Below are 15,050 nucleotides of genomic sequence, written 5' to 3'. Positions count from 1 at the left end.
TTCCTCGGCCCCTTAGTGAGCGGCTTGGGCGTGGTTCATGTCCATGCCTTCCATACCTTCATGCGCTGCGTGCTCGCCTGCCGGTTGGGACATGTTCATGTTTGTGTCGTGAGACATAAATTTGCCCGTAATAGCCTTAAACAAATCCGGTTTCACGCTGGAGAAGTACTCCACCTTGTTGTATTCACTCGGTGCAGCCACTTTCTCGAATGCCGCCATGTCATCCATGGTGTTCGCAGACTGTTTCGCTTTCGCGACCCACTGGTCGAACGTGGCACGATCCGGCGTCGCAATGGCTTTGAACTTCATACCGGAGAAGCCCGGGCCACTGTAGCTGGCGGAAATACCGTCGTAGATACCCGGTTCATTCGCGATCAGGTGCAGGTTGGTCTGCATACCGGCCATCGCGTAGATCTGGCTACCCAGACGCGGGATAAAGAAGGAGTTCATCACGGAGTTCGAGGTCACTTTGAACTGTACCGGAACGTCTGCCGGGAAGGCGATTTCGTTAACGGTAGCAATGCCCTGTTCCGGGTAGATGAAGAACCATTTCCAGTCCAGAGAGACCACTTCAATGGTGATTGGTTTCTCGTCATGGGCTAACGGTTTGCTTGGTTCAAGCGCGTGGGTGGTTTTCCACGTCAGTACGGCGAGGAAAATGATGATAAGGATAGGCACTGTCCAGACCACAGCTTCCACTTTATTGGAGTGTGACCAGTTCGGGCTATACTTCGCATCTTTATTACTTGCACGATACTTCCAGGCAAAACCAACTGCCATCAAGATGGCGGGAATAACGACTATCAACATCAGGCCAAAAGCCGTCAGTATGAGCGAACGTTGCTCCAGTCCAATCTGTCCTTTGGGGTCAAGAAGTGCAGAATCACAGCCACTGAGTAAAACGGTGCCTGCGATTAATGACAACCATCCCAAACTTTTATTGTATTTCCTGAGTCTCATGTAACGACCTCAATTCCACGGGGGTTGGTGGCGCTTAAAGCGTGTGGGTATTTTACGGGAAAGTTACATTACTGTAAATGCGAATAGCTCTCTGTCAGTTATGTGTTACCAGGTTCTGCCGTTGATGTCACATATGTTGGCAATTGTGTCTATTTTTCAGGCAGATTGCCCATTTGGCGCGTGTTATAACGAAGGAGGGATAAAAGGAGGATATGAAATGTCAATTGGTATAACCATTGTCAATAATATACAAATAATTAACAATTAATCATCAAATTGGCGACAAATCAGTAAAAGGAAAATAATAAGACGCTGCTGAATCGGTTAATGAAATAAAGCGCTTTTTATTGATTCCAGTAATTTCCAAAATTCTAAAAAGCACGAATCAACAAATTATCCAGTTGGTTCATTGCGAGTACGAAATAATTACTGATAGTGATTACAACGTACTCGCCATGAATGTGCTGAATTACATCTGATGTGTCTTACGTAGCGCCAGGTAGTCAAGGAGGCAACCGACTAAAATACCTGCTACGGCGATCAGCGCCCCGGCCTCCAGCACCGTAGTGGTGAAGGGAAGAGAGGCCAGCGAAAGCGCGTCGATGATCAGCATGACCAGCCATGCGCCCAACAGCAGAGCGCCGATAAGCAACAGGCGCAGCGCAAACCGATAGCCGCCGCTGAAGGTGCTGCGTGGCATAAATTGCTCCGTCTGTTGGGTGTATTCCAGCGTCCGGCGGCAGACTAACAGCAGCAATATTCCCGGAACGGCTGCGACCACGGAAAACAGATAGAAGGCTGGCCAGCCGTGTGCTTCAACAAACCAACCGGCGATAGGCCCGACGTAAACGCGGCCGACAGCGGAAAGTGCGGATAACAAAGCGAACTGTGTGGCCGAGAACGATTTGTTACACAGGGTCATCAGCAGCGCGACAAACGCCGCAGTCCCCATCCCGCCGCACAGGTTTTCGAAGAATACCGCCGCGCCCATTGAGTACAGATGTTTGTCTGTGACTGACAACAGCCAGTAACCCGCGTTTGACACCCCCTGCAGGATGCCGAATATCAGCAACGCGCGGAACAGCGTTAAACGCTGCATTAACACGCCGCCGTAAAGCGCGCCGACAATGGTGGCGAACAAGCCGAGGGTTTTGTTCACCATCCCGACTTCGCCGGCATCAAAACCGACGCCGCGAATCAAAAAGGTGGTGGTCAGACTCATGGCGAAAGCGTCGCCAAGTTTGTACATCACAATCAGCAACAGAATCAGCCACGCATTGTTACGGCCAAAGAAATCTTTTAACGGCGCAACAACGGCCTGCTCAAGGCTGCGCGGAACCGGAATAACATCGCTCGGTTCCGGTGCAAGCAGGGTGGCGATAATACAGGGCACCAGCAGTGCCGCCATCAGCCAGTACATGCCCTGCCAGCCAAGCCATTTATCGGCCAGCCACAGCGCAAGGCCGCCGGAAACCAGCATCCCCAGGCGGTAGCCGAGCACGCTGATGGCGGCGCCCGCGCCACGCTCTTCCGCGGGCAATACGTCGGTTTTCCAGGCGTCAAAGACGATATCCTGCGAAGCGGAACAGAAGGCAATCACCACCGCCAGCGCTGCCATCCAGCGCAGTTGCGAAGCGGGCTCAAGAAAGCCCATCGCCGCAATAGCAATCAACAGCAGAAGTTGGGTGGTCAGTAACCAGCCGCGGCGGCGGCCGAGAAACGGCGGGGTATAACGATCCATCACCGGCGACCAGAGAAACTTAAAGACGTAGGCCTGACCGACAAGTGAGAAGAAGCCAATCGTTTTCAGATCGATGTTTTCTACGGTCATCCATGCCTGCAGCGTCCCGGAGGTCAGCGCGAGGGGTAAACCGGAGGCGAAACCAAGAATCAGCAGAATGGCCGATTTCGGTTGCTGGAAAATACGTAAATAATGAGTGGGCATGTTCTTATAGTACTGACCCGACGTAGAGTCGGGTCAGTTTAGTGGGATTAACGCGCGTTTTGCTTGATAAAGTCGTGGACGCTGGTGTCCTGAGACATATCCGCGATGGTATCGGTCAGTACGCTGTTAACGGCGTTGGCGATATTTTTGTTCGATGCCTGGAACGCCCCTTCTACGGAGTAGCTGGCGCGGTAATTTTTGGTCATCTTGTTGCCATTCTTCGCGGTCGCGATGATGGCGATATCAGCCTTGGTGGCGATGTTATAACGGACGTTGCCCTGAGAAACATCGGCATACAGATTGCTGACGATGATTTGCAGGTCGACTGCGCCATTAGGCCCAATCATATAGCCGCGCGCGGTCATCTGTTTTTCCAGCACTTCTTGTAACAGGAAGCGCAGGTCGCGGGAAGCCGTCAGAGTGACCTGCTGGTTATCGCGGGTCACTTTAGCCAGCGCCTGATCCTGACGCTGGTCGGCGCCATTGATGCTGACGGTAATGCCCATCAGGCTCGGATCCTGCTGCGGCAGCGTCATTTTCGGTGACACGTCGATAGTGGTCGGCGGCGTGGCGCATCCTGCCAACATAAACAGCGCTACTAAGGGAAAGAGGATTTTTTTTAACATGTTCAGGCTCTCAAAACGCATTGTTTACTGAAAATTCCCGCCATCATAACATCGCCAACGGCAAGGGGAAGTAGGCAATGCATGTAATTTCATCGTGTTGTATGTTTTATCGCCTTATGCAGCGGCGAAGGGTGTGTAAAAGAAGAGAACGCAGTTAACTTCATTGGGTTGCGCGTTTATATCAGACAAACGCTAATTTTTTGTTGTCTTTGTGTAATGGAAACGGTAAAAGCGGCTAACATTTAAAGGGATAGACGGCATCTCAACGTTGTCGGAGGAGTAACTTCATGATGATACGTGAACAAATCGAAGAAAAATTAAGGGCAGCGTTTGAACCTGTGTTCCTCGAAGTGACGGATGAGAGCTATCGCCACAACGTACCGGCGGGTTCCGAAAGTCACTTCAAGGTAGTGCTGGTCAGCGATCGTTTCACCGGTGAACGTTTTCTTAATCGTCACCGCATGATCTACGGCACCTTAACGGAGGAGCTGGCTTCCACGGTGCACGCTCTGGCGTTGCACACCTATACGCGTAAAGAGTGGGAGGGGTTACAGGATACTGTCGTCGCATCGCCGCCTTGTCGCGGCGCGGGAAGCCTGGCGTAGAAAAGGCATTTGCAACGAACGGAACTTTTCCAGTATGTTGCGTACAGAATTATGAGAAAACGGCCTGCGGGCCGTTTTGTTTTGTCTGAAAAATGGGCGTGCTTCACCATTTTCAGACAAAAAATAGCCGGGAATTGTGAAAAAAGCCGCATCCAGGCATAACAACCGTTCTCGACTCATATCAGTGATGCCGCTATAATGCGCGTCTTATTTTTCGGAATGTCTTCGGGATGATTCTGGCGACACGGAATGTGAATCTGATTTAAAGAGAACATCCCGGTATTGCGAGGCAAAACTCAGAGTTGACCGAGCACTGTGATTTTTTTGAGGTAACAAGATGCAAGTTTCAGTTGAAACCACTCAGGGCCTTGGCCGCCGCGTAACGATTACTATCCCTGCTGACAGCATCGAAACTGCTGTAAAAAGCGAGCTGGTCAACGTAGCGAAAAAAGTACGCATTGACGGCTTCCGTAAGGGCAAAGTACCAATGAATGTTGTTGCTCAGCGTTATGGCGCTTCTGTTCGCCAGGACGTGCTGGGCGACCTGATGAGCCGCAACTTCGTTGATGCGATCATCAAAGAAAAAATCAACCCGGCTGGCGCACCAAACTACGTTCCGGGCGAATACAAACTGGGCGAAGATTTCACCTACGCGGTTGAGTTCGAAGTGTATCCGGAAGTTGAGCTGAAAGGCCTGGACGCAATCGAAGTTGAAAAACCGGTTGTTGAAGTGACCGAAACTGACGTTGACGGCATGCTGGACACCCTGCGTAAACAACAGGCGACCTGGAAAGACAAAGATGGCGCAGTTGATGCTGAAGACCGTGTTACCGTTGACTTCAGCGGTTCTGTGGACGGCGAAGAGTTCGAAGGCGGCAAAGCGACTGATTTCGTACTGGCTATGGGCCAGGGTCGTATGATCCCGGGCTTCGAAGACGGTATCAAAGGTCACAAAGCGGGTGAAGAGTTCACCATCGACGTTACCTTCCCGGAAGAGTACCACGCTGAAAACCTGAAAGGTAAAGCGGCGAAATTCGTTATCAACCTGAAAAAAGTTGAAGAACGTGAACTGCCGGAACTGACTGCTGAGTTCATCAAACGTTTCGGCGTTGAAGATGGTTCCGTTGACGGTCTGCGTGCAGAAGTACGTAAAAACATGGAACGTGAGCTGAAAGGCGCAGTACGTAACCGTGTTAAATCTCAGGCGATTGAAGGCCTGGTGAAAGCGAACGAAATCGACGTTCCGGCTGCCCTGATCGACAGCGAAATCGACGTTCTGCGTCGTCAGGCTGCTCAGCGTTTCGGTGGCAACCAGCAACAAGCGATGGAACTGCCGCGTGAACTGTTCGAAGAACAGGCTAAACGCCGCGTAGTCGTTGGCCTGCTGCTGGGCGAAGTGATTCGCACCAACGAACTGAAAGCTGATGAAGCTCGCGTAGCGACGCTGATCGAAGAAATGGCCTCTGCCTACGAAGATCCGAAAGAAGTTATCGAGTTCTACAGCAAAAACAAAGAACTGATGGAAAACATGCGCAGCGTCGCTCTGGAAGAACAAGCTGTTGAAGCGGTTCTGGAAAAAGCGAAAGTGTCTGAAAAAGCAACTTCCTTCAACGAACTGATGAACCAGCAGGCGTAATTTCGCTTCCTGCGTTTAAAGTTTGAGCAAAAACCCGTTGCCTTCCGGCAGCGGGTTTTTTTTATCGCACTGATAGACAGCGTAAGCGTGATAAAACGCAGTTTCGGTGTTAGCGTAACGGCAAAATATTGTTATGCTTGAAATAGGGTGGGTTCGTCCCCATAAAAGGGGAAGTATTAGCTGCGATGGCTGGTAAACCGTCCACAAGGTTGCAAACAAGGTACAATCAGTACAGCAGGTTTCATTTTTTTATCCAGGAGACGGAAATGTCATACAGTGGCGAACGAGATAACTTTGCACCCCATATGGCCCTGGTGCCGATGGTCATCGAACAGACCTCACGCGGTGAACGTTCTTTTGATATCTACTCCCGTCTTCTTAAGGAGCGCGTTATCTTTCTGACCGGCCAGGTGGAAGACCACATGGCTAACCTGATCGTGGCGCAGATGCTGTTTCTGGAAGCGGAAAACCCGGAAAAAGATATTTACCTGTACATTAACTCCCCAGGCGGCGTCATCACTGCCGGGATGTCGATTTATGACACCATGCAGTTCATCAAGCCGGACGTGAGCACCATTTGTATGGGCCAGGCGGCGTCCATGGGCGCCTTCCTGCTGACCGCAGGGGCGAAAGGCAAGCGTTTCTGCCTGCCGAACTCGCGCGTGATGATCCACCAGCCGCTGGGTGGCTATCAGGGTCAGGCGACGGATATCGAAATCCACGCCCGCGAAATCCTGAAAGTTAAAGGGCGCATGAATGAACTTATGGCCCACCATACGGGTCAATCTCTTGAGCAGATCGAACGTGATACCGAACGCGATCGCTTCCTCTCTGCCTCTGAGGCAGTAGAGTACGGCCTGGTCGACTCAATTTTGACCCATCGTAATTGATGCCCAGAGCGCGGGTGTGCCGCTATACTATGTATGGGCGGCACAACGCTTGCGTAGCGGCTTGCGCTTGAGAATGGCATTTGCGTCGTCATATGCGGCACAAAGAACTTAAAAAGAGGTTTTGACTCATGACAGATAAACGCAAAGATGGTTCGGGCAAACTGTTGTATTGCTCTTTTTGCGGCAAAAGCCAGCACGAAGTGCGTAAGCTGATCGCCGGGCCGTCAGTGTATATCTGCGACGAATGTGTTGATTTGTGTAACGACATCATTCGCGAAGAGATTAAAGAAGTGGCGCCGCATCGTGAACGTAGTGCATTGCCGACGCCACATGAAATTCGCCATCACCTGGATGACTACGTCATTGGGCAGGAACAGGCGAAAAAGGTTCTGGCTGTAGCGGTTTATAACCACTACAAACGTCTGCGCAACGGCGATACCAGTAACGGTGTTGAGCTGGGCAAAAGTAACATTCTGCTGATCGGCCCAACCGGTTCCGGTAAAACGCTGCTGGCGGAAACGCTGGCGCGCCTGCTGGACGTTCCGTTCACCATGGCCGATGCCACCACGTTGACCGAAGCGGGTTACGTTGGTGAAGACGTTGAGAACATCATTCAGAAACTGCTGCAGAAATGCGATTACGATGTCCAGAAAGCCCAGCGCGGCATTGTCTACATCGATGAAATCGACAAGATTTCACGCAAATCTGATAACCCGTCCATCACCCGTGACGTGTCGGGCGAAGGCGTACAGCAGGCTCTGCTGAAACTGATTGAAGGCACTGTAGCTGCCGTTCCGCCGCAGGGCGGGCGCAAACATCCGCAGCAGGAGTTCTTGCAGGTTGATACCTCCAGGATTCTGTTTATCTGCGGCGGCGCGTTTGCGGGCCTCGATAAAGTTATCGCTAACCGTGTAGAAACCGGTTCCGGCATCGGCTTCGGCGCGACCGTGAAATCGAAAACTGATAAAGCCAGCGAAGGTGAACTGCTGACGCAGGTTGAACCGGAAGATTTGATCAAGTTTGGTCTGATCCCGGAATTTATTGGTCGTCTGCCGGTGGTTGCGACGCTGAATGAACTGAGCGAAGACGCGCTGATTCAGATCCTGAAAGAGCCGAAAAACGCCCTGACTAAACAGTATCAGGCGCTGTTCAATCTGGAAGGTGTCGATCTGGAGTTCCGCGATGAAGCGCTGGACGCGATTGCCAAGAAAGCGATGATTCGTAAAACCGGTGCGCGTGGTCTGCGCTCTATCGTCGAAGCTGCGCTGCTCGATACCATGTACGATCTGCCTTCCATGGAAGACGTCGAAAAAGTGGTTATCGATGAGTCAGTGATTGGCGGCCAGAGCAAGCCGCTGCTGATTTACGGCAAGCCGGAAGCGCAGCAAGCATCTGGTGAATAATTCGCCAATTCATACAATCAGTTAATCAAAAAGGGGGGATTTTATCTCCCCTTTTATTTTTCCGTAAACATGCCGTTGAATGTGTGGAATACATCCCCATATACTGACATACATGTTAATGATGACATGACGCACACTTATGTCATCTGATTACCTGGCGGACATTAAACTAAGAGAGAGCTCTATGAATCCTGAGCGTTCTGAACGCATTGAAATCCCCGTATTGCCGTTGCGCGATGTGGTGGTTTATCCGCACATGGTCATACCCTTGTTTGTAGGGCGGGAAAAATCTATCCGTTGCCTTGAAGCCGCCATGGATCATGATAAAAAAATCATGTTGGTTGCGCAGAAAGAAGCATCAACGGATGAGCCGGGTGTAAACGATCTTTTCACCGTCGGGACCGTGGCCTCTATTTTGCAAATGCTGAAGCTGCCAGATGGCACTGTAAAAGTGCTGGTTGAAGGCTTACAGCGTGCGCGTATCACCACGTTGTCGGATAACGGTGAACACTTTTCGGCGAAAGCGGAATATCTGGAATCTCCGGATATCGAAGAGCGCGAGCAGGAAGTGCTGGTGCGTACCGCGATTAGCCAGTTCGAAGGCTACATCAAGCTAAATAAAAAAATCCCGCCAGAAGTGCTGACGTCGCTGAACAGCATCGACGATCCTGCACGTCTGGCTGACACCATTGCTGCGCACATGCCGCTGAAACTGGCGGACAAACAGTCTGTGCTCGAAATGTCTGACATCAACGAACGCCTCGAATATCTGATGGCGATGATGGAGTCGGAAATCGATCTGCTGCAGGTTGAGAAACGTATTCGCAGCCGTGTGAAAAAGCAGATGGAGAAGTCTCAGCGTGAGTACTATCTGAATGAGCAAATGAAAGCTATTCAGAAAGAACTGGGCGAGATGGACGACGCGCCGGACGAAAACGAAGCGCTGAAGCGTAAGATCGACGCGGCGAAAATGCCGAAAGAGGCGAAAGAGAAAACCGAAGCCGAACTGCAGAAGCTGAAAATGATGTCCCCGATGTCAGCCGAAGCGACCGTAGTTCGCGGTTATATCGACTGGATGGTACAGGTGCCGTGGAATGCGCGCAGCAAGGTCAAAAAAGACCTTCGTCAGGCGCAGGAAATCCTCGATACCGACCATTACGGCCTTGAACGTGTGAAAGACCGCATCCTTGAGTATCTTGCGGTTCAAAGCCGTGTGAACAAAATCAAGGGCCCGATTCTGTGCCTGGTAGGGCCGCCGGGGGTGGGTAAAACCTCTCTGGGTCAATCTATCGCTAAAGCGACGGGACGTAAGTACATTCGTATGGCGCTGGGCGGCGTGCGTGATGAAGCGGAAATCCGTGGTCACCGTCGTACCTATATCGGCTCTATGCCGGGTAAATTGATCCAGAAAATGGCGAAAGTGGGCGTTAAAAACCCGCTGTTCCTGCTCGATGAAATCGACAAAATGTCGTCCGATATGCGCGGCGATCCCGCTTCTGCCTTGTTAGAAGTGCTGGATCCAGAACAGAACGTGGCGTTCAGCGATCACTACCTGGAAGTGGATTACGATCTCAGCGACGTGATGTTTGTCGCGACCTCGAACTCCATGAACATTCCGGCGCCGTTACTGGATCGTATGGAAGTGATTCGTCTCTCCGGTTATACCGAAGATGAAAAACTGAACATTGCCAAACAGCATCTGTTGCCGAAGCAAATCGAACGCAACGCCCTGAAAAAAGGCGAGCTGACGGTGGATGACAGCGCGATTGTCGGCATCATTCGTTACTACACCCGTGAAGCGGGCGTGCGTAGCCTTGAGCGTGAAATTTCGAAACTGTGCCGTAAGGCGGTTAAACAGTTGCTGTTGGATAAAACCCTCAAGCACATCGAAATTAACGGCGACAATTTGCACGATTACCTGGGCGTTCAACGCTTCGACTATGGTCGTGCCGATGACGAAAACCGCGTCGGTCAGGTGACTGGCCTGGCATGGACGGAGGTGGGCGGCGATCTGCTGACCATTGAAACCGCCTGTGTACCTGGCAAAGGCAAGCTGACCTATACCGGATCGCTTGGCGAAGTGATGCAGGAGTCTATTCAGGCGGCGTTGACCGTGGTGCGCGCGCAGAAAAACTGGGTATCAACCCGGATTTCTACGAAAAACGCGATATTCACGTTCACGTGCCGGAAGGGGCGACGCCGAAAGATGGCCCAAGTGCAGGTATCGCCATGTGTACCGCGCTGGTTTCCTGTCTGACGGGCAACCCGGTGCGCGCCGATGTGGCGATGACGGGTGAAATCACGCTGCGTGGTCAGGTTCTTCCGATTGGTGGTTTGAAAGAAAAACTGCTGGCGGCGCATCGCGGTGGAATCAAGACCGTGTTGATCCCTGACGAAAACAAACGCGATCTGGAAGAGATTCCTGATAACGTTCTGGCCGATCTGGACATCCATCCGGTCAAACGCATCGACGAAGTTTTAACGCTCGCGCTGCAAAATGAACCGTTTGGCATGCAGGTTGTGACCGCAAAATAGTGACCTCGCGCAAAGAGCGTCAATAAAAACAGGGCTGGCAGGTAAAAACGGACTTGCCAGCCTTTTTTTGTCTCGTTAATTTAGGACGCTGCAGGACTGTTAGTACAACTCCTGTTGTAAGGGCATGGCAGTCCTGATATAACTGCTGCGCGTTGCACCATGAAGGATTCCGGTGCGATATAAATAATAAAGAGAGGAAGAGAACAGTGAATAAATCTCAACTGATTGACAAAATTGCTGCTGGCGCGGATATCTCCAAAGCTGCAGCCGGACGTGCGTTAGATGCATTAATTGCTTCTGTTACTGAATCTCTGCAATCCGGGGATGACGTTGCGCTGGTAGGTTTTGGTACTTTTGCCGTTAAAGAGCGTGCTGCCCGTACTGGCCGCAACCCGCAAACTGGTAAAGAGATCACCATCGCTGCAGCGAAAGTACCGGCATTCCGTGCAGGCAAGGCACTGAAAGACGCGGTAAACTGATCGCTCTCCCCTTCGGGAATGTGACACAGTACAAGGGCGCATCACTTGATGTGCCTTTTTTTATGGCTTAAATGCCACTTTCTGCGAGTTTCTACGCGTTGTGGGCTGACAACGGCCCCGTTTTCTTGTCAAAATACGGCCTCACGCGCAGCGGTCGAGACGTGCTATGCTGCACGAGGTATTTGCTCTGAATTTGCCGGGTTGTCAGCAACCTGTGGCGAAAGGGTATAAAAGTCACCTACAGCGGAGTGTTGTTACACCATGATGGACAATTTACGCACGGCAGCTAACAGCGTCGTGCTCAAGGTAATCTTCGGTATCATTATTGTGTCGTTCATTTTGACCGGCGTGAGTGGCTACCTGATTGGCGGCGGTAGTAATTATGCCGCAAAGGTGAATGGCCAGGAGATCAGCCGCGGTCAGTTTGAAAACGCCGTTGCCAGCGAGCGTAACCGCATGCAGCAGCAGATGGGCGATCAATTCTCCGAACTGGCGGCTAACGAAAACTATATCAAAACCATGCGTCAGCAAGTGCTGAGCCGCCTGGTGGACGAAGCGCTGCTCGACCAATACGCGAAAGAACTGGGCCTCGGCATTAGTGATGAGCAGGTACGTAAAGCTATCTTCGCCACCCCGGCCTTCCAGAACGAAGGGAAATTTGATAACACCCGCTACAACGCGCTGGTGAATCAAATGGGGATGACGGCCGATCAGTACGCGCAGGCGCTGCGTAACCAGTTGACCACTAATCAGTTGATCAGCGCCGTTGCCGGTACCGACTTCATGCTGCCGGGCGAGACCGACCAACTGGCTGCGCTGGTTTCCCAGCAGCGTCTGGTGCGTGAAGCCACCATCGACGTCAATGCGCTGGCGGCAAAGCAGCAGGTGAGCGATGAAGAGGTAGCCAGCTACTACGAGCAGAATAAAGGCCAGTTTGTCGCGCCGGAACAGTTCCGCGTTAGCTACATCAAACTGGATGCTGCAAGCATGGCGTCTGCGGCTACCGACGCCGATGTACAGGCTTACTATGACCAGCATCAGGATGAGTTCACGCAACCTGAGCGTAAGCGTTACAGCATTATCCAGACTAAAACGGAAGCCGATGCGAAAGCCATTCTTGACGAGCTGAAAAGCGGCGGCGACTTTGCGGCAATTGCCAAAGAGAAATCCACCGACGTTATCTCTAAACGTAACGGCGGTGATATGGGCTGGCTGGAAGATTCCACCACGCTGCCGGAGCTGAAAGACGCGGGCCTGAAAGAGAAAGGTCAGTTGTCTGGCGTTATCACCTCCTCTGTTGGCTTCCTGATTGCGCGACTGGATGATGTTCAGCCTGCACAAGTGAAAGCGCTGGCTGACGTTCACGCGCAAATTGCTGACAAAGTGAAGCAGGAAAAAGCGCTGGACGCCTACTACGCATTGCAGCAGAAAGTGAGTGATGCGGCGAGCAGCGACAACGACTCTCTGGCGAGTGCTGAGCAGGTCGCGGGCGTGAAAGCGGTCGTGACCGAGTGGTTCGGCCACGACAACGTTCCGGCTGAACTGAACTTCAAACCGGTCACCGATGCAATCTTCAACGGTGGTCTGGTGGGCGAAAACGGCGCACCGGGTAATAACTCCGACATCATCACCGTCGATGGCGATCGCGCTTTCGTTCTGCGCGTAGCGGAGCATAAAGCAGAAACGGTTAAACCGCTGAGCGACGTGAAAGCGCAGGTGACCGATATCGTTAAGCACAACAAAGCAGAGCAGCAGGCGAAACTCGATGCTGAAAAACTGCTGGCTGCGCTAAAAGATGGTAAAGGCGACGAGGCGATGAAAGTTGCTGGTCTGCGCTTTGGCGAAACCAAAACCCTGAGCCGTACCGGCCAGGATCCGCTGAGCCAGGCAACCTTCGAACTGCCGTTGCCGCAGCCCGGCAAACCAAGCTTCGGTATGGGCAACGACATGCAGGGCAACGTGGTTCTGCTGGCGCTGGACGAAGTGAAAGCGGGCGAAATGCCGGAAGCGCAGAAGAAAGCGATGGTTCAGGGGATCACCCAGAACAACGCACAGATCGCTTTCGAAGCGTTGATGAGCAACCTGCGTAAATCGGCGAAGATTAAGATGGGCGACATCGTCGACCAGCAACAATAATCGGAACCCTCCTCGCATTTATTTGTAATGCGATGTACACCTCAAAGGCCGCTTTCGCGGCCTTTTCCACATTTTAAATCTGCCTTTTGAATTGTTGTTTAGCGCTCGCTATCGTGGCGTCGTTATCAATCAACAAGGAGAAATGAGTATGAAACGTGGAATTAAAATGTTGGCAATTGCGGCTGTTGTTTCCTGTATGGGGATGAGCTTAAGCGCACAGGCGGCACCCGCCGCCGGAGCGAAACCGGCAGTAACGCAGGACACGAAAGCCAGCCCGGATCAGGCCAAAGCTGTGCCCGCCGCGAAAGCAGATGATGAAAGTGGTAGTAAAGTCAGCATCAACACAGCATCAGCCGAAGAGCTGGCACAGGCAATGAACGGTGTCGGCCTTAAAAAAGCGCAGGCCATCGTCAATTACCGGGAGGAGTACGGCCCGTTTAAAACGGTGGAGGATCTAAAGCAGGTGCCGGGCATGGGCAATTCGCTGGTGGAGCGTAATTTGAGCCATCTCACGCTTTAATTGCTTTTCGTGGCTTGCGCTGGCGTCAAAGTTTGCCAGACTAAAGAGGTCATACCAGTGGTGTGACCTCTGATTCTACTAATAACATGTAAGGCAAAGGCGCTATGCAGACAAAAATTAAAGTTCGCGGGTATCATCTGGATGTTTATCAGCACGTTAATAACGCCCGATATCTGGAGTTTCTCGAAGAGGCACGCTGGGATGGGCTGGAGAATAGCGCCAGTTTCCAGTGGATGAGCGCGCACCACATCGCATTTGTGGTGGTGAATATCAATATTAACTATCGTCGCCCGGCAGTGCTGAGCGATGTGCTTACCGTAACCAGTAAAGTCGAGCAGTTAAACGGTAAAAGCGGCGTATTGAGTCAAGTGATTACGCTGGATCCTGAAGGGCAGGTTATCGCCGATGCGCTGATCACCTTTGTCTGTATCGACCTTAAAACACAAAAAGCATTGCCGCTGGAAGGGGAGTTACGCGAACATCTCGAGCAGATGGTTGCCTAAGTGCGCAATCGCCCGGTAGCGCTGCGCTTATTGTGGCCACAAAAAGATGTAGGCCGGGCAAGCGCAGCGACCCTGTGCTGAATTATTTCAGCCCGGTTTTCTGCTTCATTGCCGCTGCAACGCCGACTTTGTCCGCCAGATAATGATTGAGCCCATTCGCCCGCAAATGACAGGATGCACAGTGCCCGCAGCCATCGCCCTTAATGCCGTTATAGCAGGTCAGAGTTTCGCTACGCACGAGGTCGAGCTTGCCCCAGTAGTCAGCAAGTGCCCAGGTTTCTGCTTTATCCAGCCACATCAGCGGTGTTTCAAAGCGAATATCTTTCGCCATGCCAAGGTTCACTGCGTGATTCAGGGCCTTAACAAATTCATCACGACAGTCCGGGTAGCCGGAGAAATCGGTCTCGCACACCCCGGTGATGATCGCTTCCGCCTGCACCTGGTAAGCATAAATTGCGGTCAGAGTGAGAAACAGAATATTGCGCCCCGGCACAAAGGTATTCGGAATACCGTCGGCATCCGGTTCATAGTCCGGAACCGGAATGCTGTCACGGGTCAGGCTGCTGACCGCCAGTTCATTGAGCAGGGTGACATCCAGCACTTTATGCGCGCGCGCGCCCAGTTTTAACGCCAGTTCGCGGGCGATATCGATTTCAGCCCGGTGGCGCTGGCCATAATCAAAAGTGACGCAATGCACTTCATCATATTGATGAAGCGCCTGCACCAGGCATGTTGTGGAATCTTGTCCGCCGCTAAAGACGACAACCGCGCGTTTCATAGCATTTCCTGTTGATGACGATAAAAACGCTATG

General features: G+C 52.0%; 12 protein-coding genes and 1 pseudogene. 9 read left to right on the top strand and 4 right to left on the bottom strand.

Going from position 1 to position 15,050, the window contains the following annotated elements:
• Window positions 1-12: 12 nt before the first annotated feature.
• From cyoA to VSR74_RS07850, 3 genes are all read right to left on the bottom strand, one after another.
• Window positions 13-960, bottom strand: a complete 948-nt coding sequence (gene cyoA, locus VSR74_RS07860; protein WP_347794146.1) for a cytochrome o ubiquinol oxidase subunit II — start codon at window positions 958-960, stop codon at window positions 13-15.
• 469 nt (window positions 961-1,429) lie between these two features.
• On the bottom strand, window positions 1,430-2,905 hold the full coding sequence (gene ampG, locus VSR74_RS07855; protein WP_347794145.1) for a muropeptide MFS transporter AmpG: 1,476 nt from the start codon (window positions 2,903-2,905) through the stop codon (window positions 1,430-1,432).
• A gap of 47 nt (window positions 2,906-2,952) precedes the next feature.
• Window positions 2,953-3,531 carry a lipoprotein gene (locus tag VSR74_RS07850; RefSeq protein WP_347794144.1) on the bottom strand — a complete coding sequence of 193 codons (579 nt, stop codon included), beginning with the start codon at window positions 3,529-3,531 and terminating at the stop codon, window positions 2,953-2,955.
• 287 nt (window positions 3,532-3,818) lie between these two features.
• Here VSR74_RS07850 and bolA point away from each other — a divergent pair, with 287 nt between their 5' ends.
• The 9 genes and pseudogenes from bolA to VSR74_RS07805 all read left to right on the top strand — a co-directional run bounded on the left by bolA (window position 3,819) and on the right by VSR74_RS07805 (window position 14,238).
• Window positions 3,819-4,136, top strand: a complete 318-nt coding sequence (gene bolA / locus VSR74_RS07845; protein WP_347794143.1) for a transcriptional regulator BolA — start codon at window positions 3,819-3,821, stop codon at window positions 4,134-4,136.
• Window positions 4,137-4,473: 337 nt separating this feature from the next.
• Window positions 4,474-5,772: a trigger factor gene (tig, locus tag VSR74_RS07840; RefSeq protein ID WP_347794142.1), complete on the top strand. Its 1,299-nt coding sequence runs from the start codon at window positions 4,474-4,476 to the stop codon at window positions 5,770-5,772.
• 266 nt (window positions 5,773-6,038) lie between these two features.
• Complete coding sequence (gene clpP, locus VSR74_RS07835) at window positions 6,039-6,662, top strand: ATP-dependent Clp endopeptidase proteolytic subunit ClpP (protein ID WP_003021624.1); 624 nt, start codon at window positions 6,039-6,041, stop codon at window positions 6,660-6,662.
• Window positions 6,663-6,790: 128 nt separating this feature from the next.
• A complete protein-coding gene (gene clpX, locus VSR74_RS07830) occupies window positions 6,791-8,065 on the top strand; it encodes an ATP-dependent protease ATP-binding subunit ClpX (RefSeq protein ID WP_347794141.1) in 1,275 nt (424 codons plus the stop codon).
• 139 nt (window positions 8,066-8,204) lie between these two features.
• Window positions 8,205-10,600, top strand: a pseudogene (lon, locus tag VSR74_RS07825) (endopeptidase La).
• 206 nt (window positions 10,601-10,806) lie between these two features.
• Entirely contained in the window at window positions 10,807-11,079 is a 273-nt protein-coding gene (gene hupB, locus VSR74_RS07820; RefSeq protein ID WP_015965566.1) for a nucleoid-associated protein HU-beta, read from the top strand.
• Between the two features lie 261 nt (window positions 11,080-11,340).
• Window positions 11,341-13,215, top strand: coding sequence for a peptidylprolyl isomerase (ppiD, locus tag VSR74_RS07815; protein WP_347794140.1), 1,875 nt, complete (start codon window positions 11,341-11,343; stop codon window positions 13,213-13,215).
• A gap of 148 nt (window positions 13,216-13,363) precedes the next feature.
• Window positions 13,364-13,735 carry a helix-hairpin-helix domain-containing protein gene (locus tag VSR74_RS07810; RefSeq protein WP_347794139.1) on the top strand — a complete coding sequence of 124 codons (372 nt, stop codon included), beginning with the start codon at window positions 13,364-13,366 and terminating at the stop codon, window positions 13,733-13,735.
• A gap of 104 nt (window positions 13,736-13,839) precedes the next feature.
• Window positions 13,840-14,238 (top strand): YbgC/FadM family acyl-CoA thioesterase, encoded by a 399-nt coding sequence (locus tag VSR74_RS07805; RefSeq protein ID WP_347794138.1) that lies wholly within the window; start codon window positions 13,840-13,842, stop codon window positions 14,236-14,238.
• 82 nt (window positions 14,239-14,320) lie between these two features.
• Here the strand turns inward: VSR74_RS07805 and queC are convergent, their stop codons facing one another.
• Window positions 14,321-15,016, bottom strand: coding sequence for a 7-cyano-7-deazaguanine synthase QueC (queC, locus tag VSR74_RS07800; protein WP_347794137.1), 696 nt, complete (start codon window positions 15,014-15,016; stop codon window positions 14,321-14,323).
• Window positions 15,017-15,050 lie beyond the last annotated feature (34 nt).

Source organism: Pseudocitrobacter cyperus (genome assembly GCF_039889165.1).
Lineage (GTDB): Bacteria > Pseudomonadota > Gammaproteobacteria > Enterobacterales > Enterobacteriaceae > Pseudocitrobacter > Pseudocitrobacter cyperus.
Note: the sequence above shows the minus strand (reverse complement) of the source record. Positions and strands in the feature narration are given on the sequence as shown.

What these genes read in the sequence shown, in the direction of transcription:
- VSR74_RS07810 (WP_347794139.1), top strand. Translation starts at nt 13,364, where the DNA reads ATGAAACGTGGAATTAAAATGTTGGCAATTGCGGCTGTTGTTTCCTGT.
- cyoA (WP_347794146.1), bottom strand. Translation starts at nt 960, where the DNA reads ATGAGACTCAGGAAATACAATAAAAGTTTGGGATGGTTGTCATTAATC.
- clpP (WP_003021624.1), top strand. Translation starts at nt 6,039, where the DNA reads ATGTCATACAGTGGCGAACGAGATAACTTTGCACCCCATATGGCCCTG.
- queC (WP_347794137.1), bottom strand. Translation starts at nt 15,016, where the DNA reads ATGAAACGCGCGGTTGTCGTCTTTAGCGGCGGACAAGATTCCACAACA.
- ppiD (WP_347794140.1), top strand. Translation starts at nt 11,341, where the DNA reads ATGATGGACAATTTACGCACGGCAGCTAACAGCGTCGTGCTCAAGGTA.
- VSR74_RS07850 (WP_347794144.1), bottom strand. Translation starts at nt 3,531, where the DNA reads ATGTTAAAAAAAATCCTCTTTCCCTTAGTAGCGCTGTTTATGTTGGCA.
- VSR74_RS07805 (WP_347794138.1), top strand. Translation starts at nt 13,840, where the DNA reads ATGCAGACAAAAATTAAAGTTCGCGGGTATCATCTGGATGTTTATCAG.
- clpX (WP_347794141.1), top strand. Translation starts at nt 6,791, where the DNA reads ATGACAGATAAACGCAAAGATGGTTCGGGCAAACTGTTGTATTGCTCT.
- tig (WP_347794142.1), top strand. Translation starts at nt 4,474, where the DNA reads ATGCAAGTTTCAGTTGAAACCACTCAGGGCCTTGGCCGCCGCGTAACG.
- bolA (WP_347794143.1), top strand. Translation starts at nt 3,819, where the DNA reads ATGATGATACGTGAACAAATCGAAGAAAAATTAAGGGCAGCGTTTGAA.
- ampG (WP_347794145.1), bottom strand. Translation starts at nt 2,905, where the DNA reads ATGCCCACTCATTATTTACGTATTTTCCAGCAACCGAAATCGGCCATT.